This window comes from Devosia sp., from assembly GCF_036406155.1.
Lineage (GTDB): Bacteria > Pseudomonadota > Alphaproteobacteria > Rhizobiales > Devosiaceae > Devosia_A.
In genome coordinates this window covers 1-23,677 of the sequence record NZ_DASWVV010000128.1, presented here as the reverse complement: position 1 = coordinate 23,677, position 23,677 = coordinate 1, and the positions used below count along the sequence as shown (strand labels likewise).

Annotated in this window: 25 protein-coding genes and 2 tRNA genes; 13 read left to right on the top strand and 14 right to left on the bottom strand. The window is 66.4% G+C overall.

The window, feature by feature from the left end:
- Positions 1–253: hypothetical protein (locus VGD93_RS08160; RefSeq protein ID WP_395010969.1), on the bottom strand; the 253-nt coding region annotated here is incomplete at its 3' end.
- A 393-nt stretch (positions 254–646) separates the two neighbouring features.
- On the bottom strand, positions 647–1,684 hold the full coding sequence (locus tag VGD93_RS08155; RefSeq protein ID WP_395010967.1) for a hypothetical protein: 1,038 nt from the start codon (positions 1,682–1,684) through the stop codon (positions 647–649).
- Between the two features lie 356 nt (positions 1,685–2,040).
- On the opposite strand from VGD93_RS08155, the gene VGD93_RS08150 reads away from it, so the two are divergent.
- Positions 2,041–4,641, top strand: a complete 2,601-nt coding sequence (locus tag VGD93_RS08150) for a CapA family protein (protein WP_395010965.1) — start codon at positions 2,041–2,043, stop codon at positions 4,639–4,641.
- A gap of 81 nt (positions 4,642–4,722) precedes the next feature.
- Here the strand turns inward: VGD93_RS08150 and VGD93_RS08145 are convergent, their stop codons facing one another.
- Positions 4,723–5,460, bottom strand: coding sequence for a hypothetical protein (locus VGD93_RS08145; RefSeq protein WP_395010963.1), 738 nt, complete (start codon positions 5,458–5,460; stop codon positions 4,723–4,725).
- Between the two features lie 97 nt (positions 5,461–5,557).
- Positions 5,558–6,403, bottom strand: coding sequence for a glycosyltransferase family 2 protein (locus VGD93_RS08140; protein ID WP_395010971.1), 846 nt, complete (start codon positions 6,401–6,403; stop codon positions 5,558–5,560).
- A gap of 158 nt (positions 6,404–6,561) precedes the next feature.
- Between VGD93_RS08140 and VGD93_RS08135 the strand changes: the two genes are divergently transcribed.
- Complete coding sequence (locus VGD93_RS08135; RefSeq protein WP_395010962.1) at positions 6,562–7,326, top strand: hypothetical protein; 765 nt, start codon at positions 6,562–6,564, stop codon at positions 7,324–7,326.
- Between the two features lie 52 nt (positions 7,327–7,378).
- Here the strand turns inward: VGD93_RS08135 and VGD93_RS08130 are convergent, their stop codons facing one another.
- Together VGD93_RS08130 and VGD93_RS08125 are read right to left on the bottom strand one after the other, a co-directional pair.
- Positions 7,379–9,118, bottom strand: a complete 1,740-nt coding sequence (locus VGD93_RS08130) for a SulP family inorganic anion transporter (protein WP_395010960.1) — start codon at positions 9,116–9,118, stop codon at positions 7,379–7,381.
- A 3-nt stretch (positions 9,119–9,121) separates the two neighbouring features.
- On the bottom strand, positions 9,122–9,391 hold the full coding sequence (locus tag VGD93_RS08125) for a helix-turn-helix domain-containing protein (RefSeq protein ID WP_395010959.1): 270 nt from the start codon (positions 9,389–9,391) through the stop codon (positions 9,122–9,124).
- Between the two features lie 207 nt (positions 9,392–9,598).
- Here VGD93_RS08125 and VGD93_RS08120 point away from each other — a divergent pair, with 207 nt between their 5' ends.
- The gene (locus VGD93_RS08120) at positions 9,599–10,342 is read left to right on the top strand and encodes a YdcF family protein (RefSeq protein WP_395010957.1); all 744 of its coding nucleotides are present in this window, start codon (positions 9,599–9,601) and stop codon (positions 10,340–10,342) included.
- A gap of 42 nt (positions 10,343–10,384) precedes the next feature.
- Here VGD93_RS08120 and VGD93_RS08115 read toward each other — a convergent pair whose 3' ends face one another.
- Positions 10,385–10,876 (bottom strand): ferritin-like domain-containing protein, encoded by a 492-nt coding sequence (locus VGD93_RS08115; RefSeq protein ID WP_395010955.1) that lies wholly within the window; start codon positions 10,874–10,876, stop codon positions 10,385–10,387.
- A gap of 98 nt (positions 10,877–10,974) precedes the next feature.
- Positions 10,975–11,346 carry an ArsR/SmtB family transcription factor gene (locus tag VGD93_RS08110; RefSeq protein WP_395010953.1) on the bottom strand — a complete coding sequence of 124 codons (372 nt, stop codon included), beginning with the start codon at positions 11,344–11,346 and terminating at the stop codon, positions 10,975–10,977.
- Positions 11,347–11,535: 189 nt separating this feature from the next.
- Between VGD93_RS08110 and trhA the strand changes: the two genes are divergently transcribed.
- Positions 11,536–12,225 carry a PAQR family membrane homeostasis protein TrhA gene (gene trhA / locus VGD93_RS08105; protein ID WP_395010952.1) on the top strand — a complete coding sequence of 230 codons (690 nt, stop codon included), beginning with the start codon at positions 11,536–11,538 and terminating at the stop codon, positions 12,223–12,225.
- Positions 12,226–12,237: 12 nt separating this feature from the next.
- Here the strand turns inward: trhA and VGD93_RS08100 are convergent, their stop codons facing one another.
- Together VGD93_RS08100 and VGD93_RS08095 are read right to left on the bottom strand one after the other, a co-directional pair.
- On the bottom strand, positions 12,238–12,714 hold the full coding sequence (locus VGD93_RS08100; RefSeq protein WP_395010950.1) for a DUF192 domain-containing protein: 477 nt from the start codon (positions 12,712–12,714) through the stop codon (positions 12,238–12,240).
- A gap of 10 nt (positions 12,715–12,724) precedes the next feature.
- Entirely contained in the window at positions 12,725–13,348 is a 624-nt protein-coding gene (locus tag VGD93_RS08095; RefSeq protein ID WP_395010948.1) for a cold-shock protein, read from the bottom strand.
- A gap of 397 nt (positions 13,349–13,745) precedes the next feature.
- On the opposite strand from VGD93_RS08095, the gene VGD93_RS08090 reads away from it, so the two are divergent.
- From VGD93_RS08090 to VGD93_RS08080, 3 genes are all read left to right on the top strand, one after another.
- The gene (locus VGD93_RS08090) at positions 13,746–15,002 is read left to right on the top strand and encodes a DUF3422 family protein (RefSeq protein WP_395010947.1); all 1,257 of its coding nucleotides are present in this window, start codon (positions 13,746–13,748) and stop codon (positions 15,000–15,002) included.
- A gap of 43 nt (positions 15,003–15,045) precedes the next feature.
- Positions 15,046–15,465: a VOC family protein gene (locus tag VGD93_RS08085; RefSeq protein WP_395010945.1), complete on the top strand. Its 420-nt coding sequence runs from the start codon at positions 15,046–15,048 to the stop codon at positions 15,463–15,465.
- A gap of 116 nt (positions 15,466–15,581) precedes the next feature.
- Positions 15,582–16,043 carry a YcbK family protein gene (locus tag VGD93_RS08080; protein WP_395010943.1) on the top strand — a complete coding sequence of 154 codons (462 nt, stop codon included), beginning with the start codon at positions 15,582–15,584 and terminating at the stop codon, positions 16,041–16,043.
- A gap of 12 nt (positions 16,044–16,055) precedes the next feature.
- Here VGD93_RS08080 and VGD93_RS08075 read toward each other — a convergent pair whose 3' ends face one another.
- Positions 16,056–16,532, bottom strand: coding sequence for a universal stress protein (locus tag VGD93_RS08075; RefSeq protein WP_395010942.1), 477 nt, complete (start codon positions 16,530–16,532; stop codon positions 16,056–16,058).
- A gap of 66 nt (positions 16,533–16,598) precedes the next feature.
- Positions 16,599–16,763 (bottom strand): hypothetical protein, encoded by a 165-nt coding sequence (locus tag VGD93_RS08070; RefSeq protein WP_395010940.1) that lies wholly within the window; start codon positions 16,761–16,763, stop codon positions 16,599–16,601.
- A gap of 23 nt (positions 16,764–16,786) precedes the next feature.
- Here VGD93_RS08070 and VGD93_RS08065 point away from each other — a divergent pair.
- From VGD93_RS08065 to VGD93_RS08040, 6 genes are all read left to right on the top strand, one after another.
- Positions 16,787–16,861 (top strand) — tRNA-Glu (locus VGD93_RS08065).
- 67 nt (positions 16,862–16,928) lie between these two features.
- Positions 16,929–17,003 (top strand) — tRNA-Glu (locus VGD93_RS08060).
- A gap of 302 nt (positions 17,004–17,305) precedes the next feature.
- The gene (locus VGD93_RS08055) at positions 17,306–18,403 is read left to right on the top strand and encodes an ABC transporter ATP-binding protein (RefSeq protein WP_395010939.1); all 1,098 of its coding nucleotides are present in this window, start codon (positions 17,306–17,308) and stop codon (positions 18,401–18,403) included.
- Positions 18,404–18,442: 39 nt separating this feature from the next.
- A complete protein-coding gene (locus tag VGD93_RS08050) occupies positions 18,443–19,519 on the top strand; it encodes an ABC transporter substrate-binding protein (protein WP_395010938.1) in 1,077 nt (358 codons plus the stop codon).
- A gap of 49 nt (positions 19,520–19,568) precedes the next feature.
- Complete coding sequence (locus tag VGD93_RS08045; protein ID WP_395010936.1) at positions 19,569–20,828, top strand: ABC transporter permease; 1,260 nt, start codon at positions 19,569–19,571, stop codon at positions 20,826–20,828.
- Between the two features lie 4 nt (positions 20,829–20,832).
- Positions 20,833–21,744: an ABC transporter permease gene (locus VGD93_RS08040; protein WP_395010934.1), complete on the top strand. Its 912-nt coding sequence runs from the start codon at positions 20,833–20,835 to the stop codon at positions 21,742–21,744.
- A gap of 3 nt (positions 21,745–21,747) precedes the next feature.
- Here the strand turns inward: VGD93_RS08040 and VGD93_RS08035 are convergent, their stop codons facing one another.
- On the bottom strand, positions 21,748–23,058 hold the full coding sequence (locus VGD93_RS08035) for an NAD(P)/FAD-dependent oxidoreductase (protein ID WP_395010932.1): 1,311 nt from the start codon (positions 23,056–23,058) through the stop codon (positions 21,748–21,750).
- 87 nt (positions 23,059–23,145) lie between these two features.
- A partial coding sequence (locus tag VGD93_RS08030; RefSeq protein WP_395010930.1) for an FAD:protein FMN transferase occupies positions 23,146–23,677 on the bottom strand: 532 nt, incomplete at its 5' end.

Genomic DNA, 23,677 nt, shown 5'->3' with positions numbered 1-23,677 from the left:
CGGCGATTGCGTGGACCGACCCCTCCCCGAGGCTGGAGAGCGACGCCAGGGGCAACTCCTGGCCCGGCAGGCAGTTGGCGGCATGCATCTCGGGATCGGAGATCATCCACCGCAGGCATTCGACGAAATGCTGCACCTGCGAATGACGCTGCGCTATTTGATTGATGGTCAGATCCGCCGCCTGGGTCGACTGCACCGGCGCGCCAAGCCCAAGAACGGTGGTCGTCATTAATAGAAAATACAGCCGCCTCATTTGGATACTCTCCCGACAGTTTGAATCGAGTCAAACCACATGACTTGAGAGAGTATCTTATTCTTTAGTCTCGGTCTCCGACCGGCTAAATCAACTCACGTTCATTCTTTAACGACTCGCATATTATCATAGTCTGTTGATTCATAAGAGTATTCCGCAGTACTTTATGTTGAATGTACTAATTCAATAGTTCACTTTTACATGTCCATAGTGCGCAATAGGGGCGCTGAGTGGCAGAATGGCAACAACTAAAATAAGTATCGCCAAGACAATTTGGCAACAACGCTCCGGCCAATCATGCTGCCAGGCCGCAAGAGCCCACGGTCATGGGTGTGAACTGGGTGTGCGCGCATGTCGGCACGGGGGCCGGCTTGGGCGGCAAAGGCGCTCCGACTATTGATCGGCCAGGGCCGACCAGCCCAGAAAGGCGGCGCCATTGTGCTGGATGTAGTCGATCTGCACCTTGTCGGAGTCGCGCCCTTTCTTGAACTGGCCCTCGCCGTAGTAGCGCAGCTGGAGCGTGAGGTTTTCGACGACCGTGGCCCGCGCCGCGTCGACCAGCGTTGGGGCGAGGTGCCTGCCCAGCCAGGCCACCTGACGATGCGCCTGCAGGATCTCCACCAGGGCCTCGGTCCGGCAGGCGATCGGGGTCGATTCCTGCCGCTGCCGATAGCTCGGATCAGAAATGATCCGGTCGATCAGGCGCTCGATATAGGTCAAGACCGTCGCAGCGTCGCAATAGTCGGCCCTGAGCGCGGCACAGGCGGCGTAAGCCATCCAGTGGCTCTGTTGGGGCAATCCGTAGCCGCGGTCCAGGAGCTGTTCCATGACCGTCCGGACTCGTGGCACCCGCCGTGGCGAGCGCATCAGGGCGAACAGCGCTTCGCCGGTGTAGTAGTCGCTCTCGAAGGGAAGGATCTCGCCGGTCGTGAAGACGCGCTTGTGGAAGAAGTCATGTCCGTTGAGCTGGGCGACAATGTAGTTCTCGAGGCGGATGCAATGCAGTTCAGGCCCTTCGGGATAGAGCGCAGCAAGCGACGCCTCGTCGATCTGCCCCAGAGCCGCGCTTTCTCGGATCATGAGAGCTGCCAGCCCGACGCCACCGAGCTTCACGACATCCTTCGATGTCATGCACAGCGTGGGCAGTAATCCGGCGGCCCACGGTGGCTCCTTGGTCTTGCTGCGTATGTAACCGAGGGCGGCAGCCAGAGACTGCCTTTGCTGCGGCGTCAGTTCGATCGCAAGCGACCGGATCGCCTTGCACATGAACCACACCGTGCCGCAGTGGCGCAGCAGGTTGTATCCCTCACGCGCCTCTTCGGGGGCAAACTGCCGGTGCGCATAGGTGAACTTCCCATTGCTGCCGAGCAGCGAAAACAAGTGCGCGACGCACGACCCGACGATCTCACCGGCAATGTCCCTCCTCAGCATCGCCCCATGTTTCATGGCTTTCCATTGCGCTCGATTGCGCCTCCCGCCCGACTGAAGCCCGTGGCTCGCATCCTGCGCCAGGGGCGCATTCGTCCCTCCTTCATCTCCCGCCCGCATACAACCATGAGTTGATCGATACTCGTTTACTGTCAAATTGCAACTTTACATGACAACATCTACGCACGTTCGCAATGTGGTTGCTTGACTGTTGCCCGCCAACCCAAAACAATTCCCGGCGAGCTTCGTTGTTCGCGTAGGAGGTGTTTAGCGTGTGGAGATGGACCGCCGACGAACTGGCAGCACTCGTCGATGGCCGCTGGGAAGTGAGGCCGCCTGCGGGCTGGGCGACTTACGCCGTGGCTTTCACGCGCAAACGACTGGAGAAACAGGCGCTTGTCATTCCGCGGTGCAAGTCGTTTCTTTACGGCGTCGACATCAATCGCATCGAGGAGTTCGAGGAGAATCAATATGCGCTGCTGATGCAGGACGAGGCGCCACGCGGACTCGCCCATGTGCCGCGCCTTCGGGTTGCCTCTGTACGCACAGCCGTGGCCAAACTGGCGGTTTCAAGCCGGGCCAACTTCCCTGGCAGGGTCATCGCCGTCACCGGGAGCGCAGGAAAGAGCAGTTCCGTTGACATGCTCGGCGACATGCTCGGCGTCTTCGGCGTACCGAAGCGTCGCACCGTGAACTTCAACACCTTCGACGGGGTCAATTGCGAAGTCGCCAATCTCGGGCGCGAGGCGATCGCGGTGTTCGAAGTGGCGGCAAGTTTCCTCTCGCGCAGCGACACCCCCGACAATCTGCGGCCGGATGTGGCTATCATCACCAATATCGGCGAAGCGCATATGGAGCGCTTTGGGTCACCTCTCGGCATCGCCCAGGTGAAGAGCAATTTGTTCGACCTCATGGGCAACGGCATCGCCGTCATCCCGCGCGACTCCGATGTCTACCCCTATCTCAGGAGCCGGGTCCGCGGCGCACGCGCGCGGGAAGTATCATTCGGCGTCCATCCTCGGGCGGATGTCCGGCTAGTGTCCTACAGCCCGACGAACGGGGTGGTGGAAGTCGAGGTATTCGGCCACAAGGCGTCCTTTGCCTTGGGCGCCACCGGCCGGCACATGGCCCTCAACAGCGTCGGCGCGCTCGCCGCGATTGCGGGGCTCGGCCTCGACTGGCGCCGGGCTTCGGGCGCCCTTGCCCACAGCCGGGAGCTTGCCGGCCGCGGGGCCACGTTCACGGCGAGGCTAGGGCCTAGAACCGTGACCGTGATCGACGGCGCCTACAACGCGAACCCGACATCCATGCGCGCGTCCCTGGAGACCCTGGCGGAACGCCCCGTCGGCAGCATGGGACGCCACATCGCCGTGCTCGGGGAAATGCTGGAACTCGGTCCCGACAGCGAAGCATTTCATGCCGCCCTCGCCAACTCCATCCTCGAGCACGATATCGAGCGGGTGTATCTCGTGGGGCCGCTCATGCGTGCATTGTGGGACGCCCTGCCCGCTCGGGTGCGCGGCCGCTTCTTGCCGAACATTTCCGGCCTTTGGGCGACGCTCGAGCCGGAACTGGCGGATGGCGACGTCGTCCTGTTCAAGGGGTCCCATGCCACTGACCTGCACAAGGTCGTCTCTGAGGTGAGGAAAGTAGGAGGGGCCCCGCCCGCGCCCGACGAGCACCGCCCCCGAGCGCCCGCCTTTCCAAGAGAATCTCCCCGTCGGATACGATCTCCCCGGACCAAGGAGCCCCGGCTGCTCCCGCTACCCATCCCGGACAGCGAGGATAGTGCGGGGACGGCCAGTTTCGTCTTCGTCGGCGACACCAGCCTCGGCGACGCCTACCTGCTGCACCCGGATCGCTCGATGGAGCTTCAGCGGTTGAATGAGGATCCGTGGAGTTTCGTCGAGGGCCTCGCTCCCCTCGTGGGCCACAAATCGGTTCTTGTCGCCAACCTGGAAACCGTGCTGGCCGATGCGCCGAAGGATCCATTCGGCGGCAACAAGGCCTATCAGGGCTGGGACCGGCCGGACCGCACGCTGGCAATTCTCAAACGGCTGGGCGTCAACGCCGTATCCCTTGCCAACAATCACGCGCAGGATTTCGGCCCATCCCTGCTGATGTCCACGGTCGACGCTCTCACCGCCGCGGGCATCATACCCTTCGGCGCCGGCGCCGACGCCGCCGATGCCGCACGGCCGCTGAGCTATGCCACCCCCTTCGGCAATGTGCACATCCTGGCCGGGTTTGAGTTCCGCCCCACCTACGACCGCAAGTATCGCTTCTACGCTTCAGCCGGCAGACCGGGGGTCAACCCGCTGTCGGGGAAGGCCGGCTCGCCCATCACCGACGCGATCGCGCGGTTGCGGGCCGGCGACCCTGGATCGCTGATCATTGTCTATCCGCATTGGGGCGGCGCGATCAACTACGGCTGGGCCAGCGAGGAAATGGCGAGGCTCAGCGAGGACTTCCTTGCCTTAGGCGCCGACCTCGTCATCGGGCACGGCGCACACCGGCTGCAGGAAATGCGCGGGGCAGCCAGCGGGACGACGATGTTCTCGCTCGGAAACTTCATCTTCAACTCGCCTGGCCGCTATCGGAAGTACGGGGCCCCGCCCTTCAGCCTGGTCGCGCGCCTGGACGTGACCGGCGGCCAGGCCGGCAGCGCCGCGCTCCTCAAGCTCTACCCCATCGTTTCCGACAATCGCGCCACGGGGTATCGCCCTCGTCCGGTCGACCAGGCCGAGGCAATCGAGGTCGCTGCTGCTTTGCGCGAGCGTGAAACCGCGCCCGGACGCTTCGACAGAGAGTTTGCTCTGTCCCACGACGGTCGCGGATGGTTCTTCGCCCCTCGTTCTGCACTGAGCCCTCGATGGCCGCGGCACGCTGGCGTCGGCCGCACCAGGGCGGCGCCGCGGACAAGCGCCACCAGTCCCCGGGAACCCGCAGGCCTGCGCTGAACCCGAAGAGGCGGCAACGCCCCCACAACCATTAACCGGCCGGGAGGCACCTCTGAGGCAGGGCTTCGAGCCCCTCACGCGCTACCTCCCCAGGATCGTGCCGACTCTGTGCCGCACGGACAACCGCAGCCTGTGGAGCAGGCGCTGGAGCGTGTTGGCGCGGACAAGGACGTGCTTGCCATCGATCGTTTCGGGCAGGACATCGGCGAACACCCGCATCGCCCAGGTCTCGTCCACTTGCGCCAGCGTGGCGCGAGAATCGGGCCCGAACATGCGGACGAGATCGGGGTCTCGCAGCAACTGGCCGAAATCGACGCCCTGCCGAAGCAGGGCAAGCAGGAGTGTACGCTGACGCGCGAGCCGCATGAGGTCGGAACCGTCACCGGCGACGGCGTGGCGAGCGCCGATCCACTGGTGGATACGCTCTCCCTGCAGCCGCTCGCCCGGTGCACGGAACTCCACGAGCTTGCGGCCATTCTCAATCGGTTCGGTGGGCCAGAGCGGGTACCAGAATGCCTGCGAGCGTTCGACCGGAACCGTGACGTCCGCTCCGGCAAGGGCGGCCTCCGTCGCGGCGCGGCGCAGGCACAGAACGCTGTCGCAGGGGAAGCCCAGCTGCCCCAGCGCCTCAAGCAGGCGGGCGCCGCCGCCCTGGCGGAAGGCGGCGTTGATCCGGTCGTTCAACAGGGGTGACCAGAGGTCGCGCGGCACCCACGTGAGACGCCGGCGCTTGGCATCGGCCACGACGATGATGTCGGTGTTGGCGGCCCAATCGTCGCGATCGAGTATGGCAACGGCCACCGATGTCATCGCGACCACGATCGGGCGCACGGGGTCGGGCAGACCGCGGCGACCGTTGCACGCATGGCGCCGGGGGCCATCGCCACCACCCTCGTCGCCTCTTGCGGCGCGTTCTTCATGGTTTCCGTCCGTCGAGACGCAGCGCGGCGACCACGCCCCCGCCGGCATAGGCCAGCGCGAGCAACGCTATCAGAGGCGTCGCACCCATGAGTGCGGCGCGTGTCTGCCCTTCGGCCAGCCTCACCAGGCGATGGGCAACCCGCCAGCTCTCCAGCACCTGGCCGATGGAGGCCAGAAGCGGCCATCGCCTGTGTGCAAGATTGTACCTATGGAGTTCTGCCCCCCGCCGGAACATGTCGCGGATCGCGGCGCCTACGGTCTGCGGATAGCGGTGCAGCGTGACGATGTGCGGCGCCCACAGAATTGGACCATCCGTCGCGATCCGCGCGTTGAACTCCGTGTCTTCCCCGATGCGCAGATCATCCCGAAACAGGCCGTGTCGCTCGAACACTGCCCGGTCGTAGGAGACCCCGTAGCACTTGGCCCATTGTGCGGGGTACTCGGGCGCGCGACGGACATGGAGCAGCGCGTAGCTCGCCCAGCTCGACAGCGGGATCCTGCCATTGCCGGCCGGTGACGGGCGCAATGCGCTCGCGACCGCCGTGGCACCGGCGAGATGGGCTTCGACCCGCAGCCGCGCCCAATCCGGCGCGACCAGGCAATCTGCGGCAAGGAAGGCAACGATCGGTGCTCGTGCCTCGGCAATGCCGAGATTGCGGGTGCCGCCGGGCATGCGAGGGTCATCGGCTTCGACGAGAACGAGGCGCTCGAGAAGTCGGTCGTCAAGCGTGCCGGGGAGCAAGTCCCGGCCGCTATTGACAACAATGACCTCGACTGGAACATCCTGTTCCAGCAGCGATTTCACGGCATCCGCCACCTGCGGGTCGCCATGTACCGCCATCGCCACGACAGAGATGGATGCGTCTTGCGGAACGTGTCGCCCGCGCCTTGCACGGATCCCGGGAGAACGGATGGGGGCGAGGGAATGTGGTCCGCGGACCAGGCCAGAGGTCAGTTCCATGCTCAGTGCGGGCTCGATGACAAGCGTGGCGCTCCGGCATGTTGACCATTGAGGTGCCGGGCGAACGGCGTTCGCTGCTTCGCCGGCTTGTCCGGCCGCGCATCGTCGCCGTGTTCTCGTTTCGCTACGACGCGCATCTGGTGCGTGACCTGATTGCCAACATTACCCCCATCGTCGATGGCTGGATCAGCTGGGACGACCGGGCGGCGACGGAGCCCTTCACCGGCGACCCTGGACGACGACGGACATTGCTTTCGGCAGCGCACGCCGCCGGGGCGCAATGGGTGCTGGCGGTCGATCCCGACGAGCGGTTTGAACACGCCGTCGCCAACCGCATCCGTCAGATGGTGCTGATACCGGGAAAGGTCTGCTGGACCTTCAATCTCAGGGAAATGTATAGCCCCGTCTCCTATCGCGTCGACGGCATCTGGGGTACCAAGCTGCAGAAGCGCCTGTTTCCGATCTTCCACGACCAATTCCCGATCACGGACAAGTCCGGGTTCTCGTCGGCCGCGTTGCACGGATCGTGGGTCCCGCCACACTACCGCCAACTCGACTCGCACCTGAATCTCTACCATCTCAAGATGATCGAGCCCAAGCGGCGCGTCGCACGGCGCGACCTGTACAACGCCCTCGACCCGGGCCGTCGCTTCCAGAAGGTGGGCTACGATTACCTCGCTGACGAGTCCGGAGCAGTGTTCGAGACACTTCCTCCGGGACGCCACTATCTGCCGCCGCACAAGGAGGATCACGGGCTGTGGATGGGCGCGGCCGGCACACTCGGGAGCGGCTCGGGCAACTAGGGCTGGCGATCTGGTCACGCGGCCAATCCGGTCAACCCGGGATCCGCCGACCTCAGCTTGCCGCAGCGACCGGTGCCGGGGCCGGCACCTCCCTGGCCTCGGCGATGGCTTCGGCAAGCTTGCCGCGGTAGTGCACGAGGGGCTCCTTCACCCCATGCGCGAGCAGCATCTGGCGCACCGGCACCGAGGCTCCGGTGATGAAGAAGCGCACGCCGTTCTTGCGCGCCCCGGCTGCCAGTCCCGCCATCGAGTTGGCTGCAGTCGAGTCGAGGAGCGGCACGCCGGAGAGGTCGACGACGACGCTCTTGGGTCGTCCGCCGATGCGCTCGAGGATCATGTCGACGGTCGATGCCGCGCCGAAGAAGAACGCGCCGGTGATGCGATAGACCAGCACGTCCGGGTCGGTCGCGACCGCCGAATCGTACGGCACGCGGTCGCCGTTGGCGTCGTCGGCCTTGTCGTCGAGGCCCGAGGCACCCTGCAGTTCGACTCCGGTGCCGACCGACATGCGATGGATGAACAGCAACGCGGCGATGGCGAAGCCGACGATGATCCCCTGGGTGAGGTCGCGAAACACGGTCAGCAGGAACGTCGCCGCCAGCACCACTGCATCGCCGCGGGACGAGCGGGCCAACCGCACGAGGGCACGGCGCTCGGCCATGTTCCAGGCGACCACGGCCAGCACGCCGGCAAGCGCCGCCAGCGGAATGAAGCTGGCCAGCGGGGCGGCGACGAGGATGAAGACCAGCAGGAATGCGGAGTGCAGGATGCCCGCGATCGGTCCGCGCGCCCCGGCGCGGACATTGGTCGCGGTGCGGGCGATGGTGCCGGTGGCGCAGACACCGCCGAACAGGGCCGAGCCGATATTGGCGGCGCCCTGTGCGACAAGCTCGCAGTTGGAGCGGTGGCGCCGCCCCGTCATGCCATCGGCGACGACCGCGGAGAGCAGCGATTCGATCGCCCCGAGCAGCGCGAAGGACATGGCGGCGGGCAGCACCGCCTGCACCTTCTCCAGTGAAAATGCGGGCAGTTGCGGCAACGGCAGGCTGCTCGGAATGCCGCCGAAGCGCGTGCCGATCGTCTCGATCGGCAACTGCAACAGGGCCGTCGCGGCGGAGGCAACGGCGACCGCGATCAGCATGCCCGGCCAGGTCGGCCGCCAGGCGCGCAGCCCGATGATGATGGCAATGGTCAGCAGCGCCGCGCCGAGCGCAAAGAAATTCGTCGTCGGCAGGGCCTCGCCGAGGACGATGATCTTGTCGAGGAATTCCCCCGGCTCCTTGCCATCCAGGGTCAGCCCCAGCAGATCCTTGATCTGGCTCGCAAAAATGATCACGGCGATGCCAGCCGTGAAGCCGACCGTGACGGGATAGGGGATGAACTTGATGTAGGTGCCGAGCCTCAGGAAGCCCATGGCCGTGAGCATCACGCCGGCCATGAGCGTTGCCAGCAGCATGCCGTCGATGCCGTGGCGTTCGACGGTCGCCGCCACCAGCACGATGAAGGCACCCGCCGGCCCGCCGATCTGGAAGCGGCTGCCGCCGAGCAACGAAATCAGGAAGCCCCCGACGATGGCGGTGATCAGGCCGCGCTCGGGCGGCGCACCCGAGGCGATCGCGATGGCCATCGACAGCGGCAGGGCGACGATGGCGACGGTCAGCCCCGCCACGAGGTCGGCGCGCAGCGCGCCGAAATCATAGCCTTCGCGCAGCACCGTGACGAGCTTGGGGGTATACAGCTCGGCAAAGGTCGGCTTGCGCCTTCTGGTATCGCGGGTCGCCGTGGTCTCCAATTCCTACTCCTGGCGATTGAGTTCGCTGGCCTCGCGCAACCGCACGCCGCGGCCGCCGCCTTCGCTGCGGGCGCCCTCGGCGAGAAGATCGACCCCCGCGGAGTTCAGGGCCTCGACGACCTTGGTCAGCGTATCGACGGTGCCGCGGACGATGCCGTCGCTGGCCTCCATGCGCTGAATGGTGGGCAGCGAGACGCCCGCCAGCGCGGCCAGCCGCTTCTGGTCGACACCGAGCAGCGCCCGGGCAGCTCGCATTTGGGGTCCAGATATCACGACTCATCCCTGAAGCAGTTGAGTTAACGTATATTCCTGCTGTTTTGATGTTTCAAGCATCATCTGCCGTCGAGTGGCTCCGGTCGTTGACAAGCCTGCCGGGCTTGCCTCCAGTGCTTTCCCCAAGCGCGGCACCGCCCCTGGAAGGTTCGCATGTTCGTCATTCTTGCCAAGATCGCCTGGCTGGTGTTGCAGCCGCTTTCGCTGGTGCTGCTGCTCGGCCTCCTCGGCCTGTTGCTGGGCTTAACGCGGTGGCAGAAGACGTCGCGCGGCGCCTTGCTGGCGGCGTTCGTTCTGCTGGCGCTGTGCGCGTTCACCAGTTTCGGCTCTCTCGTAATCCAGCCCCTTGAGGCGCGCTTCCAGCGGCCGGCAACGATGCCGGCGACGATCACCGGCATCATCGTCCTCGGCGGCGGCATGGACGCCGACATCAACGACGTCCGCCACGGCCATGAACTCAACCGCTCCGGTGACCGCTTCACCGAGGCGCTGCGGCTGGCCCTGCTCTACCCGCAGGCGCGCGTCGTGATTTCCGGCGGGACCGGCGTGCTGTTCGCCGGGACCGATCCGGAGGCGGCGGCCGGCGCCCGTTTCTTTGCCGATTTCGGCATTGCCGCGGATCGCATCACGCTGGAACCGCGGGCGCGCAATACCGAGGAAAACGCGGCGTTCACCAAACAATTGCTCGCCCCGCAGCCCGGCGAGACCTGGCTGCTGGTAACGTCGGCCTTTCACATGCCGCGGGCCGCCGGTCTGTTCCGCAAGGCGGGCTTTCCGGTGGTCCCGTGGCCGGCGGATTATCTCAGCCCGGGAAACGAGATATTCCGCCTCAAGCTGGACCAGCCGGCCGAGAACGTCGCCGTCACCAGCATCGCCTTGCGCGAATGGCTGGGGCTCGCCGCCTACTTCCTGACCGGGAGGATCGACGAGCTGTTGCCCTCGCCAGAATGAAACGGGGGCCCGGCGGACCCCCGTTGCCGTGGTGGCGACAGTTCAGGCGGCCTGCCGGTTCGCATCCATCTCCGCGAGTTGGGTCAGCTTCTTGTCGGTCGCCACCTCCTCGCGCAGATTGGCGTCCAGCAGCCGCACGGCCTCGGGCATGCCGAGCTGCTGCGCCCAGGTCTTGAGCGTGCCGTAGCGGGCAATCTCGTAATGCTCGACCGCCTGCGCCGTCGACACCAGCCCCGCGTCGAGGGCAGGAGTGTCCTTGAACTCGTCCATGATCGACTTGCCCTCCTCGATGAGGCCGAGGATCGCATCGCACGTCTTGCCACGGGCCGGCTTGCCCAGCAGGTCGAAGACCTGCTCCAGCCGCTCGATCTGGTTCTCGGTCTCCTCGAGGTGGTGCTCGAACCCTGCCTTCAGCTCCGCCGACTGGGCGGCCTTCGCCAGCTTGGGGAGTGTCTTGGCGATGTGCTTTTCGGCGTAATACATGTCCTTGAGCGTATCGAGGAAAAGGTCGTCCAGTTTCTTCTGTTCGGGCATCGAATGCTCTCCGCTTGTTCTTGTGGGACCTGCGGTTGAACGTGAGCGGACGAGCCGGGTTCCATTGCCTGACGGGGCCATGCCGCGGGGCCGACCGTTCAGAACAGATCGAGCTGCATTTGCGGCGCCGCTGCCGGCGCGGCCCGGTAGGGTTCGACTTTGATAACGGCCTTCTTGCGGCTCCGTGGCGGCGCCCCGGCGGCCTCGGCCTTGCCCAGATGCCGGAGCAGCCACTCCGAGGGGCTCCGCAGGCGCCCGCGCTTGAGCGAGTACAGGTGCTCGCGGCCCCGCTTTTGCTCCTGCACCAGTCCCGCTTCCTTCAGAACGCGCAGATGCCGCGAGATCGCCGGCCGGCTGATCGAAAAGGCCGCTGCCAGTTCGTGGACCGGCCGCGGCCTCTCGTGCAGCAGTTCGATCACGCGGCAGCGCGTGGCGTCGGCGAGCGCGGCGAACTGGACATCTACGGCCATCGACACCACCTTGGGTAGGAACTGCGCAGCATCTGCGTAACCGCATTGTTACCCGTTGGCGGCCCTGATCGGAAGGCGCGCGGGAGAAGGCGAACGAGTTATCGACAGGCTGGGCCCGCCCCGCTGCCCGCCGCGGGCCTGCACCGTACGGTCGACCCCGCGGCAGCAGCGGGCAAGAGGATGGTGGCCATGACCGGGAATCCCGCCGGCGCATCGGGACGCTTCTGGGGGACGGCGAGCCGCCGCTTCAGCCCGGCCGAGGTCGTCGCCGATGGCATCGTTCACGGAATCGGGCTGCTGGTCGCCGCGGCGATGGGTGCGGTCCTGCTCGCCTTCGCCGCACTCGAAACCGCCCCGCGCGAGTTTCCCGCCCTGGTCTTCTACGTCGTCACCCTGCTGGCAGCACTGGGGACGTCCCTCGCCTTCAACCTCGCGCCGGTGTCGCGGGCCAAGCAGGTGCTGGCGCGCCTCGACCAGGCGGCGATCTTCCTGTTCATCGCCGGCACCTACACGCCGTTTCTCGCCGCCATTGCCGCCACGCCATCCGGCAGCCTCATGATGGTGCTGGTCTGGGGAGCCTCGCTTGTCGGCATCGCCCTCAAGCTCATTGTTCCGCAACGTTTCGGCCGCCTCGCCCTGCTGCTGTACCTGGCGATCGGCTGGAGCGGCGTGCTGGTATTCCAGACGCTGGCGGCGACCGTGCCGCCGACGACGCTCTGGCTGCTGCTCGCCGGCGGCCTCACCTACTCGGCGGGAATCGTCTTCCACCTGTGGCACAAGCTGCGTTTCCACAACGTGCTGTGGCACGGCTTCGTCGTGGCCGGCGCCACGCTGCACCTGTGGGCGATCCTCGACTGCATGGTGCTGAGCCGGCTGTAGCGGCCGCCGGCACTACGGCGCCTTGGCCTCGCCGGCCATCCGCGCATGCTCGGCCTTGTCGCCCGGCTTGAGCCCGATCTCCACCGAACGGCCGCCGGCGATCTCCAGCACGAACCGCACGGGCGCTCCCGACGGAATCGAGGTGGTGTCGTGCGGCCGGGCATTGACGTGCACGTTCTCGACCGTGCCGTCAGCGGCGATGAACACCATGTCGAGCGGGATGAACGTGTTGCGCATCCAGAAGCTCACCGGTCGCGTCTCGCCGAAATCGAAGAGCATCCCGGCATCGGGGGCGAGGGAGTCGCGGAACATCAAACCCCTCTGGCGCAGTTCGGGTGTGTCCGCGATCTCGACGGTGAAGGCGTGCGCGCCGCTATCCGTGTGCAGCACGATGCGGCTCTCGTCACCCAGCGCCGCCAGCGGCACCAGCACGGCCAGCACCACGGCCGTTACGGCAGGGATACGTCCGGCGGCGAGACGATGGGTCACGGCATTGGCCTCAATGCGAGGAAGGTGCGTCGCCCCAGCCATCTGGCCGGATCTCGGCAACCATGAGGCCTTTCGGCCCATGGCCGTAGCGCACCAGCACGAATTGCCCGGGCCTGAGTTCGGTAATGCCGAAGCGGCGCAGCGTCTCCATGTGGACGAAGACGTCGGGGCTGCCCTCGCCGGCCGAGAGGAAGCCAAAGCCGCGGATGCGATTGAACCACTTCACTTCCAGTCGCTCGAGCTTGCTCGTCGGCTCGACCGTCACGTGCGTGCGCGGCGCCGGCATCTGCGCCGGGTGGCGGGCGGTGGACTCGTCCATCGACAGGATGCGGAAGGCCTGCAGCCCGCCGGGGCGGTTGAGCGCCTCGCACACGACACGGGCCCCCTCATAGGCGGTCTGGTAGCCGTCACGGCGCAGGCAGGTTACGTGCAGCAGGACGTCGGGGCGGCCATCGTCGGGAACGATGAAGCCGAAACCCTTGGCGACGTCGAACCACTTTATGGAGCCGACAATCTCGAGGACATCGAGCTCATGCCCGGGGCGGGGATCACCCACCGTGTCCCGGGTGCCGGGGCCCGCGTCACGTGCCGGAACTCCGGACTCGCCCCCCTCGGCTGGATACTTGGCCCCCATGCCCAACGCCTTTTTCGCACACTGTCCCCGCTACCGCGGGGTACTCCACGGAACGGGGGCAGTCTGGCCGATTCAGCACCAGATGTTAAGGAGTGGTTGAGAATAAGTTTTGTCGACGGGCCGGTTTCCACAGCCCCCGGCGCGGTTGCCGCGACGCTGCGCCTTGCTAGAGCGGCGCTGGGCCATTCGCATGCAGCGGGGACGGGTCGAGCCGTCTCTGCCAGCCCTTCCAGCGCTCCCGCCTGAATCCGAGTGCCGATGCGATCTCTTCAGGCGCAATACAGCAGTTATCCGCCCCCGTCATGGTCGAGGCTATACGCATGTCTGATTGTCTGAAGGTCGATTTGCACGCAAATGAACCGGCATCGGACAAACCGTTTGTGTGGTCTCGCGTCCTATGCCCATCGATCATCCACACCGTGCTGCAATCATGGACGAGATCCATGCGCGACCGGTAGACCTGATCCCGGCCACATGCAGGCTGCGCCGTCTCGTGTTCATTGTCCCTGCTGCGCCAGGCGCAATGCAGGCAATCTTCAGGCAGTTCAAGGCCTTCTGTTCACAGTCAAATCTGCCTGTTCCAGATGACACGGCGCGGCAGTATTCCTTTACCAATACGCACAGGCACGTGACTTGGGAGTTTCACACCGAGTTCGTGACTGTCACCTGGCGAAGCGATCTGGGCGACAAAGACAACTATCCAGAGGATGTTGGACTGCACGTGGCCGAAAGCGGACTGCTGATTGGTGCAGTCCGCATCGACGTCATTGCCGAAGCCCAGGTGCCGGAACGGCTGGTCCCGGGCTTTAACCTTCCCAGTCTCTGTCTGTCCCACATCGAAAGTACACTTGCTCAGGTGGCGACCGACTTCGTTCCTGACGCCGAACGTTTCGTTCGATTCGAACTCGCAGTGGGAGCTCTCACGCAGTTGCGGCGCTCCATCATAGTGCGCAGGCTTCTGGAGGTGGAAACCTATCGCACGATGGCCTTGCTTGCCTTGCCCGCGGCGCGAGAAATCGAACCGGAGCTCCGTGACACTGAAGTGAAGCTGTCTGCCATGCTGGAGCGAATGTCTGACGCGACAGCTCCGTCAGCTACACAGGCGGCGCTGGACGAACTGCACGCGCTCTCCATTCGTTGTGGTCGGATCTCCGAGAGGCTGAGTTATCGATTCGCCGCAGCAAAAGCTTATGGAGCGGTGTTGCAGGCACGTTTGGATGGGTTGCGGGAAAGTGCCACGGTACGGGGGTCGACGCTGGCTCATTACATTGGCAACCGCGTCGATCCTGCACTAGCGACCTGTTCGGCTATCGAGAAGCGCCTCGCGGTGCTTTCCGATAAGCTGGAACGGGCTATCGGATTGCTCGAAGTTCGTATCGGCGTCGACATGCAAAAACAGAACGCTGCGTTGCTGGACAGCATCGCGCAGAATACGCACAACCAGTTCCTGTTGCAGCGTACCGTGGAGGGTTTGTCGACGATCGCGATTAGCTACTACCTCCTTGGCATCCTTAGCTATGCTGCGGCAGGGTGGCTTGACGAGCTGCACTGGCAAAAGACGTTGATGCTCTCGATTGCAACGCCAACCGTGCTTCTGCTTGTCTGGGCATTCGTCCGGCGGTTGCGAAATCGGCACGTCGGGCAAAGCATCTAGGCCAGGTTTGCCACGTCAACGGAATTGAGGAAGCGCCCAGACGATGAAGTACCTGCACACCATGGTCCGCATCGCCGACATCGATGCCAGCCTCCGGTTCTATTGCGACGGGCTCGGGCTCGAGGAAGTGCGCCGCTCCGAGAACGAGAAGGGTCGCTACACGCTGATCTTCCTCGCCCCTCCCGGGCAGCCGGACGCCCAGGTCGAGCTCACCTACAACTGGGACCCCGAGACCTATTCGGGCGGGCGCAACTTCGGCCATCTCGCCTACGCCGTCGGCAACATCTACGACACCTGCCGGCACCTCATGGCGATGGGCGTGACCATCAACCGGCCGCCGCGCGACGGCCGCATGGCGTTCGTGCGCTCGCCCGACGGCATCTCGATCGAGCTCCTGCAGGAGGGCCCTGCCCTGCCGGCGCAGGAACCCTGGGCGTCGATGCCCAACACGGGCGTCTGGTAACCGATCCCTAACCATTCGACTTAGCCGCCGCTTCACCATCGTCGCGCTAGTTTCGCGCGTGCGGCGGGGGACACCCCTGCCTGTCGCGCGACGGCCCGACGGCTCGGGGAAACGACATGAAGCGACTGGTTCTGGCGCTGCTCGCCACGGCGCTGCTTGGCGGCTGCCTGCCCTTTGCCCTGTTCGCCGCGGGCGGCGGCAGCGCCTATCGCGGCTACCAGCAGAGCTGGGGTACCTACGTTGCGCACAAGGACGTCAACGCCTTCTGCCTCACGCCCAAGCTGCGGCTCGCCATCCTCGAATTCGAGGGCTATTTCGGCAGGAAGATCGTGCTGAATTCCGGCTATCGCGACCCGTTCTACAACGGCAGGGTCGGCGGCACCGACGACTCCTACCACATGAAGTGCATGGCAGCCGATTTCTTCATTCCCGGCGTGCCCAAGCAGAAGCTCATCGCCTTCGCGGCCCGCCAGCATGCGGTGGGCGGGCTCGGCTGCTACCCCGGCAAGCAGTTCATCCACATCGACGTCCGCGACCGCCCGCACGGCTGGAACCGGCCGGTCACCTTCAGCTGCTGACCTCTGCCGCGCCTAGGCGCGGAGCGCACCCCCTGCCCCGTCGAGCTTGACGACCAGCAGGGGCTGGCGGCTGAGGGCCAGGACCTTTGCGGCCTGGCTGCCGAGGAGCAGGCGCTGCAACCCGCGCCGGCCGTGCGAACCCATGACGATGAGGTCGGCGTCGAACTGCTCGGCCGCGCTCAGGATGCCCTCATAGGCCGTGACGGCATCGAGCAGGTGCGTGGAATAGCGCACGCCCTGCGGCGCGATTCGCTGCGAAGCATTGGCGAGTAGGCGCTGTGCGGCCGCAGTCTCGGCGTCGTGCACCGCAAGATAGGCGTCCTCGGGCACCTGCCAGCCGAATTCGGAATCGGCGAAGCCGGGAGGACGCTCGCACACGGTCACGACGGACAGCTGGGCATCGAGCCCCTTCGCCAGCGCGCAGGCCTCCTCCAAAGCGGCGAAGCCGCAGGCCGATCCGTCGATGGCAACCAGTATGTTCCTGTGCATTCCCGCCCCTCGCCGGCCGCTCGCATGCGGCTACCATAGCCGACGGGGCGGCCGGCGCCATCTCGCTCAGCTGCTGCGAGTGAGGATCAGCAGCGTCAGGTGGGCCACGTAGGCCGTGACGAACAGGGCACCCTCGAGCCTGCTGATACGCTGCCCGCCGACGAAGACCGGCACGCAGACCTGCGGCAGCCGACGCCGCGCGCGCCATACCCCCTTGCCACGTGCGGGCAAGCCCCCTATACGGACGCACCGAGGCGCCCTTCGTCTATCGGTTAGGACGGCACCCTTTCACGGTGCAGAGAGGGGTTCGATTCCCCTAGGGCGCGCCAACCCCCCGTTCTCCTCTCGGACGGGACGGTTGACGCGGCGGCAAATGCCGTCGATATAGAGAGCGCCGCGCCCATCGTCTAGCGGTCAGGACGTCGCCCTCTCACGGCGAAAACCGGGGTTCGATTCCCCGTGGGCGCGCCAATTTCCCAAGATAAGCAGACACGCGGGTCCGGTCTTTCAATCGGCATGGCGCGGGCGAAATGCCGCAGTTCGGCCTGCCGCGCGACCGCTCGCCATCACCCAGGACCCGGCGGGTCGCCGCACGCGCCGCGGCGCGCCCTGGCACGTTCGTGGCCGCCGCCGCCACGCGGGCTTCCCCCAGCCGTCGTCGCTTGCGCGTTGCATTGTTGCCATCGCCGTTGCAGTGTGTGCGCCGGTGGAGGCCGATTATCGCGACTGAGTAGTTTCCCGGATACAGGGAAACGGGGAGACGAGGGGGGACGTTGACGGGGAATAACAGCAGCTTCGTGGCTTTCGAGCATGTGCAGAAAAGCTACGACGGCGAGACACTGGTCGTGCGCGACCTGAATCTCGAGATCGCCAAGGGTGAGTTCCTGACCATGCTCGGCCCTTCCGGCTCGGGCAAGACCACGTGCCTGATGATGCTCGCCGGTTTCGAGACCACGACGGACGGGGAGATCCGCCTCGATTCGCGGCCGATCAACCAGGTGCCGCCGCACAAGCGCGGCATCGGCATGGTCTTCCAGAACTATGCGCTGTTCCCGCACATGAGCGTCGGCGAAAACCTGTCCTTCCCGCTGGAAGTCCGCGGCGTCGGCAAGGCCGAGCGCGAGGCCAAGATCAAGCGGGCCCTGGACATGGTCCAGATGGGGGGCTTCGCGACACGCCGCCCGGCGCAGCTGTCCGGCGGCCAGCAGCAGCGCATCGCGCTGGCGCGGGCGCTGGTGTTCGACCCGGCCCTGGTGCTGATGGACGAGCCGCTCGGCGCCCTCGACAAGCAGTTGCGCGAGCACATGCAGTTCGAGATCAAGCACCTGCACGAGCAGCTCGGCATCACGGTGGTCTACGTCACGCACGACCAGGGCGAGGCGCTGACCATGTCGGACCGGGTGGCCGTGTTCAACGAAGGACGCATCCAGCAGCTGGCCGCCCCCGACGAACTGTACGAACGGCCGGGCAACAGCTTCGTGGCCAACTTCATCGGCGAGAACAACCGCCTGCACGGCACGGTGGAGGAGATCGACGGGACGCGGGCACGCGTCCGTCTCGCCGACGGCACGCTCATCGAAGCCACCGCCGTCAACGTCACCACCAAGGGCCAGAAGACGCTGGTGTCGATCCGGCCGGAGCGCGTCGAGGTCGACCCCGTCGCGGCCGATGGGCAGCTTCAGGCCATGGACGCCGAGGTCCTCGAATTCATCTACATGGGCGATGTCCTGCGCACCCGCCTCAAGGTGGCCGGCTCACGGGACTTTGTCGTCAAGTCGCGCAATGCCAGCACGCGGCGCCGGCTGGTGCCCGGCGAGAAGGTCCGCATCGGATGGGCGGCGCAGGACGCGCGCGCGCTCGATCCGCTCTGACGGCGATTTCGACAAGACTTCAACAGGGAGACTGAAGAGATGAGGAAACTACTGATCATGTCCACGGCGCTGTGCGCATTGGCCCTGCCGGCCAGCGCCCAGGACAAGGAGATCACCGTGATGTCCTTCGGCGGAGCCTATGGCGCCAGCCAGATGGAGGCATACCACAAGCCCTACATGGCCATGACCGGCATCAAGATCAACTCCGTCGACGCCGACAATCCCGCGACGCCGCTCAAGGCCCAGGTCGAGGCGGGGAACGTCACCATCGACGTCGCCGACCTCGAGCCGTCCGACCTGGTGCGGCTGTGCGACGAAGGCGCCCTCGAGGTGCTGCCGCTCGACGAACTGCCGCTGTCGCCCGACGGCAAGACCTGGCAGGAGGACTTCGTCGAGGGCGGCATCTACGAGTGCGGCGTCGGCACCATCGTCTATTCCACCATCATCGCCTACAACGGCGAGAAGACCAAAGGCGTCGACGAGATCGAGGACTTCTTCGACCTCGAGGCCTTCCCCGGCAAGCGCGGCCTGCGCAAGAGCGCCAAGCTCACCATGGAACTGGCCCTGATGGCCGACGGCGTCGAGCCGGCCGACCTCTACGACGTGCTGGGAACCTCGGAGGGCATCGACCGGGCCCTGGCCAAGCTCGACTCCATCAAGTCGGAGATCGTTTGGTGGGAGGCCGGTGCACAGCCGCCGCAGCTGCTCGCCGACGGCGAGGTGACGATGACCACCGCCTATAACGGGCGCATCTTCAACGCCATGATCGAGGAGAACCAGCCCTTCGAGATCCTGTGGGACCACCAGATCCTCGACTTCAACCTGTACGTGATCCCCAAGGGGGCGCCGCACAAGGATGCAGCCTGGGAGTTCATCAAGTTCGCGACCGACACCCAGCGCCTCGCCGACCAGGCGAGCTTCATCTCCTATGGGCCGACCCGCAAGTCCTCGATGGCGCTTGTCGGGCTGTTCAAGGACGGCAAGACGCAGATGGCCCCGAACCTGCCGACTGCGCCTGAGCACATGGAAGGCTCGCTCGTGACCAGCGTGGAGTTCTGGGCTGACCACGACATCGAGATCTCCGAGCGCTTCAACGCCTGGCTGGCGGCGAACTGACACTCCGGCGGCGCGGCCTAGCCGCCGCGCCGCCCTTCTGTACGGGGCCATGACATTGGACAACGCGGCGACAGCAGCAGCCGTACCCACCGGGGGGCGCCCGCTCAAGGCAGCGGTCACGCGGGCACAGGGCGGGGCGCGGCGTCGCGCCTTCCTGCTGGTGCTGCCGCTGCTTGCCTTCGTCTTCTTCTCGTTCGTGGTGCCGATCGGGCAGATGTTGCACCGCTCGATCCACAACCCGGCATTCGCCGACAACATGCCCATGATTTCGGCGTGGTTCCGCGACCACCCCACCGGCACGGTCCCCGATGAGTCTGCTTATGCCGCCCTCGTCGCCGACATCACCGCCGCGGCCGAGGCCCGGACGATCGGGGTGGTCGGCACGCGCGTGAACTACGAGCTGTCGGGCACGCGCTCGCTGTTCACCTCCGCCGGCCGGCGCGCCGCCCGACTCGAGCCGCCCTATGCCGAGAGCCTGCCGGCGCTCGACGACGCGTGGGCGAGTCCCGAACTGTGGTCGGCGATGCGCAACGTCTCCACCGCCTATACTGCCGACTTCTACCTCGCGGCGGTCGACCTGACGCGCGCCACCGACGGCAGCATCGTCAGCGTGCCGGCGGACCGCAAGATCTACGTCGACATCTTCCAGCGCACCCTGCTGCTCTCGGCCCTCATCACGGGCCTTTGCCTGCTGCTGGGCTTCCCGGTCGCGCACCTGCTCGCGACGCTGCCGATGCGCTACTCCAACCTGCTCATGATCCTCGTGCTGCTGCCGTTCTGGACCTCGCTGCTGGTGCGCACCACCGCCTGGATCGCCATCCTGCAGGGCCAGGGCGTGATCAACAGCACGCTGGTGGCCCTCGGCATCATCTCCGACTCCGAGCGGCTGTCGCTCGTCTACAACCAGACCGGCACCATCGTGGCGATGACCCACATCCTGCTGCCGTTCATGGTGCTGCCGCTGTATTCGGTGATGCGTACCATCAATCCCGCCTACGTCCGGGCGGCGCGCTCGCTGGGCGCCAGTTCGTGGACGGCGTTCCGCCGCATCTACCTGCCGCAGACGCTGCCGGGCATCGGCGCCGGCTCGCTGCTCGTCTTCATCCTGGCGGTCGGCTACTACATCACACCGGCCCTGGTCGGCGGCGCTTCCGGGCAGCTGATCTCCAACCTCATCGCCTTCCACATGCAGAATTCGCTCAACTGGTCGCTGGCCGCGGCCCTCGCCGCCATTCTGCTCGGGGTGGTGCTGCTGCTCTACTGGCTCTACGACCGGCTGGTGGGAATCGACAACATGAAGCTGGGCTGACCGGATGGCGCTTCCCACCTATGCAAGTCCGCTGGAGCGGCTCTGGCACCTCGTCTACCTCGTGATCTGCGGGCTCGTGCTGCTTTTCCTGATCGCGCCGATCCTCATCGTCATCCCGCTGTCCTTCAATGCCGAGCCTTATTTCACCTTCACCGAGAAGATGCTGACCTTCGACCCGGCCGGCTATTCGCTGCGCTGGTACGACACGCTGCTGACGCACGGCATGCAGGCGCCGGACGGACCGCGCAATGCCGCCTGGTGGGCCGATGCGTGGAACAATTCCGCCTGGATCCGGGCCGCCAAGAATTCGCTGATCATCGGCATCTCGGCGACGATAGTGGCGACCGTGCTGGGAACCGTCGCGGCCCTCGGCCTCGCCAGCCCGGCAATGCCGTTCCGGCGGCTGATCATGGCCGTGCTGATCTCGCCCATGGTCGTGCCGATCATCATCACGGCGACGGGCCTGTTCTTCTTCTATTCGCAGGTGGGGCTCGCCAATTCCTATGCCGGGGTGATCCTCGCGCACGCCACGCTCGGCATCCCCTTCGTGATCATCACGGTGACGGCGACGCTCGTCGGCTTCGACTATTCGCTGACGCGGGCGGCGGCCTCGCTCGGCGCCTCCCCGGCCGTCGCCTTCCGCCGCGTCACCATGCCCCTGATCCTGCCGGGTGTCATCGCCGGGGCGCTGTTCGCCTTCGTGACCTCGTTCGACGAGGTCGTCGTGGTGCTGTTCATCGCCGCGCACGACCAGCAGACCATCCCGCGCCAGATGTGGAACGGCATCCGCGAGCAGATCAGCCCGGCTATCCTCGCCGTGGCGACCATTCTCGTGATCGTCTCCATCGCCTTGCTGACGACGCTCGAGCTGTTGCGCCGGCGCTCCGAGCGGCTGCGCGGCCTCACGCCCAGCTGAGCCTCAGAAGCGGCCGGGGGCAAGCGCCGACAGGTCGAGGGCCGGCGTCCGGTCCGACGCCAGTTCGGCCACGAGGCGGCCGGTAATGGCGGCGAGGGTGAGCCCGATATGGCCGTGCCCGTAGGCATGGACGACGCGCCGGTCGGTCGGGCTCGGCCCGATGAAGGGCAGTGAATCCGGGGCCGAGGGGCGGAAGCCCAGCCAGCGCCGCCCTGGAGCGCCGATTTCGGGCAGTAGCTGGCGCGTCACGCGCTCGATGACGTCGGTGCGGCGCCCCCGCGCCGGCCGGTCGAGGCCGCCCAGTTCCACCGTCCCCGCCGCGCGCAGGCCCTCGCCGGTCGGGGTCATGTAGAAGCCGTGCTCGGGATAGCAGGTCGGCGCACCGAGCAGGCCTTCGCTGCCGGGGAACAGCACGTGGTAGCCGCGCTCGGTATCGAGGAGCACGCGGTCCCCGACGCTGGCCGCCAGCCGCCGCGACCAGGCTCCCGCAGCAATGACGACCCGCTCGAAGACCTCGTCGTCCGGATCGCCTGCCAGCCGGATGCCGGCCTGCTCCGGGCGCAGTCCGAGGATTTCCGCCGTGCGCAGCGTCCCGCCGCGGCGCCGGAACAGCCCGGCCAGTGCCAGCACGTACTGGTAGGGCGTATCGAAGTGCCAGGCATCCTCGAACAGCAGCCCCTTGTGGTAGAGCGGCGCCAGGTGCGGCTCGCGGTCGCGGATTTCGTCGCGCGACAGGATCGACATGGCAACGCCCTCACGCGCCCGTAGCTCGATGTCGCGTTGCGCGGCCGTGAACGTGGCTTCGCTCTTGTACAGATACAGGCAGCCGTGACGGCGGGCGAGATGCGTGGCCTCTGCTTCGGCGAGCAGCGATTCCTGTGCCGGGCCGGCGGCCCGGATAAGCCGGCCCAGTTCGGCGACGATGCGGTCGACCTCGCGCCGCGTGCTTGAGCGCAGGAAGGCGACGAGCCACGGCACCAGTCCCGGCAGGTCGGCCCAGCTCAGCGCCAGCGGGCCGTCCGGATCCGCCAGCATGCCGGGCACGGCACGCCAGATTCCGGGCATGGCGACGGGCAGGCAGGCCCCGGTCGCGAAGGTGCAGGCATTGCCGAAGCTGGCAGCCCGCCGATAGGCGTCCTCGCTTTCGGGCAGGGCGCGGTCGAACAGGGTCACCGTGTGCCCGGCGCGCTGCAGCCAGATCGCCGCCGACAGGCCCACGAGGCCGGCTCCCACCACCGCGACGCGACGCGGCGTTTCCGCCCCGGCAAATGGCGGCAACGCCTCGTCCGCGCGCTCCTGCCTGCTCGTTTGCATCGATCGACTCCCCCGCCCCTGCCGTCACTCCCTCCGATGCCGAAATTTGCGGCCGGCGGCAAGGACCTTGTCGGCTGGCAGGGCGCGCTAGCCGAAAACGCCGGTCCCGAGCCTTTCGAAGCCGCCATCGGAGCGCAGGATGAACAACGCGTCCACGCCGCGCGCCGCAGCGAGCGCCGGCCCCTCGTTTTCGCCGAGAACCATCAGCGCGGTGGCCCAGGCATCGGCATGCATGCAGTCCGGGGCGAGGACGGTGACGGACGCGACGCGCCCGGCGACCGGCTGGTCGGTCCGCGGATCGACAGTATGCGAGACGATGCGGCCATCGACCTGCCGCCAGTGCCGGTAGTCCCCGGAGGTCGCCACCGCGCCGCCGCTCAGCCCCAGCACCGCCGTCGCCTCGCGCACCGCGCGGTCGGGCGCCTCGATGGCGACGTTCCAGGGCGATCCATCGGGCTTGGGCGCGCCGGCGCGGACCTCGCCATCGATCGAGACAAGATAACTGTCGACGCCGAATTGCTCGAGGCAGCGGGCCAACTCGTCGACGCCGAACCCCTTGGCGATTCCGCACAGATCGAGCGCCAGCGGCGCCCGCTTGCGCGCCCGCCCGGCCCCGGGA

Coding starts and splice junctions, on each gene's coding strand:
- VGD93_RS08155 (WP_395010967.1), bottom strand. CDS start 1,684: ATGCTGAGGAGGGACATTGCCGGTGAGATCGTCGGGTCGTGCGTCGCG.
- VGD93_RS08140 (WP_395010971.1), bottom strand. CDS start 6,403: ATGGCGGTACATGGCGACCCGCAGGTGGCGGATGCCGTGAAATCGCTG.
- VGD93_RS08135 (WP_395010962.1), top strand. CDS start 6,562: ATGTTGACCATTGAGGTGCCGGGCGAACGGCGTTCGCTGCTTCGCCGG.
- VGD93_RS08115 (WP_395010955.1), bottom strand. CDS start 10,876: ATGCCCGAACAGAAGAAACTGGACGACCTTTTCCTCGATACGCTCAAG.
- VGD93_RS08110 (WP_395010953.1), bottom strand. CDS start 11,346: ATGGCCGTAGATGTCCAGTTCGCCGCGCTCGCCGACGCCACGCGCTGC.
- trhA (WP_395010952.1), top strand. CDS start 11,536: ATGACCGGGAATCCCGCCGGCGCATCGGGACGCTTCTGGGGGACGGCG.
- VGD93_RS08095 (WP_395010948.1), bottom strand. CDS start 13,348: ATGGGGGCCAAGTATCCAGCCGAGGGGGGCGAGTCCGGAGTTCCGGCA.
- VGD93_RS08090 (WP_395010947.1), top strand. CDS start 13,746: ATGCCCATCGATCATCCACACCGTGCTGCAATCATGGACGAGATCCAT.
- VGD93_RS08085 (WP_395010945.1), top strand. CDS start 15,046: ATGAAGTACCTGCACACCATGGTCCGCATCGCCGACATCGATGCCAGC.
- VGD93_RS08080 (WP_395010943.1), top strand. CDS start 15,582: ATGAAGCGACTGGTTCTGGCGCTGCTCGCCACGGCGCTGCTTGGCGGC.
- VGD93_RS08075 (WP_395010942.1), bottom strand. CDS start 16,532: ATGCACAGGAACATACTGGTTGCCATCGACGGATCGGCCTGCGGCTTC.
- VGD93_RS08050 (WP_395010938.1), top strand. CDS start 18,443: ATGAGGAAACTACTGATCATGTCCACGGCGCTGTGCGCATTGGCCCTG.
- VGD93_RS08045 (WP_395010936.1), top strand. CDS start 19,569: ATGACATTGGACAACGCGGCGACAGCAGCAGCCGTACCCACCGGGGGG.
- VGD93_RS08040 (WP_395010934.1), top strand. CDS start 20,833: ATGGCGCTTCCCACCTATGCAAGTCCGCTGGAGCGGCTCTGGCACCTC.
- VGD93_RS08035 (WP_395010932.1), bottom strand. CDS start 23,058: ATGCAAACGAGCAGGCAGGAGCGCGCGGACGAGGCGTTGCCGCCATTT.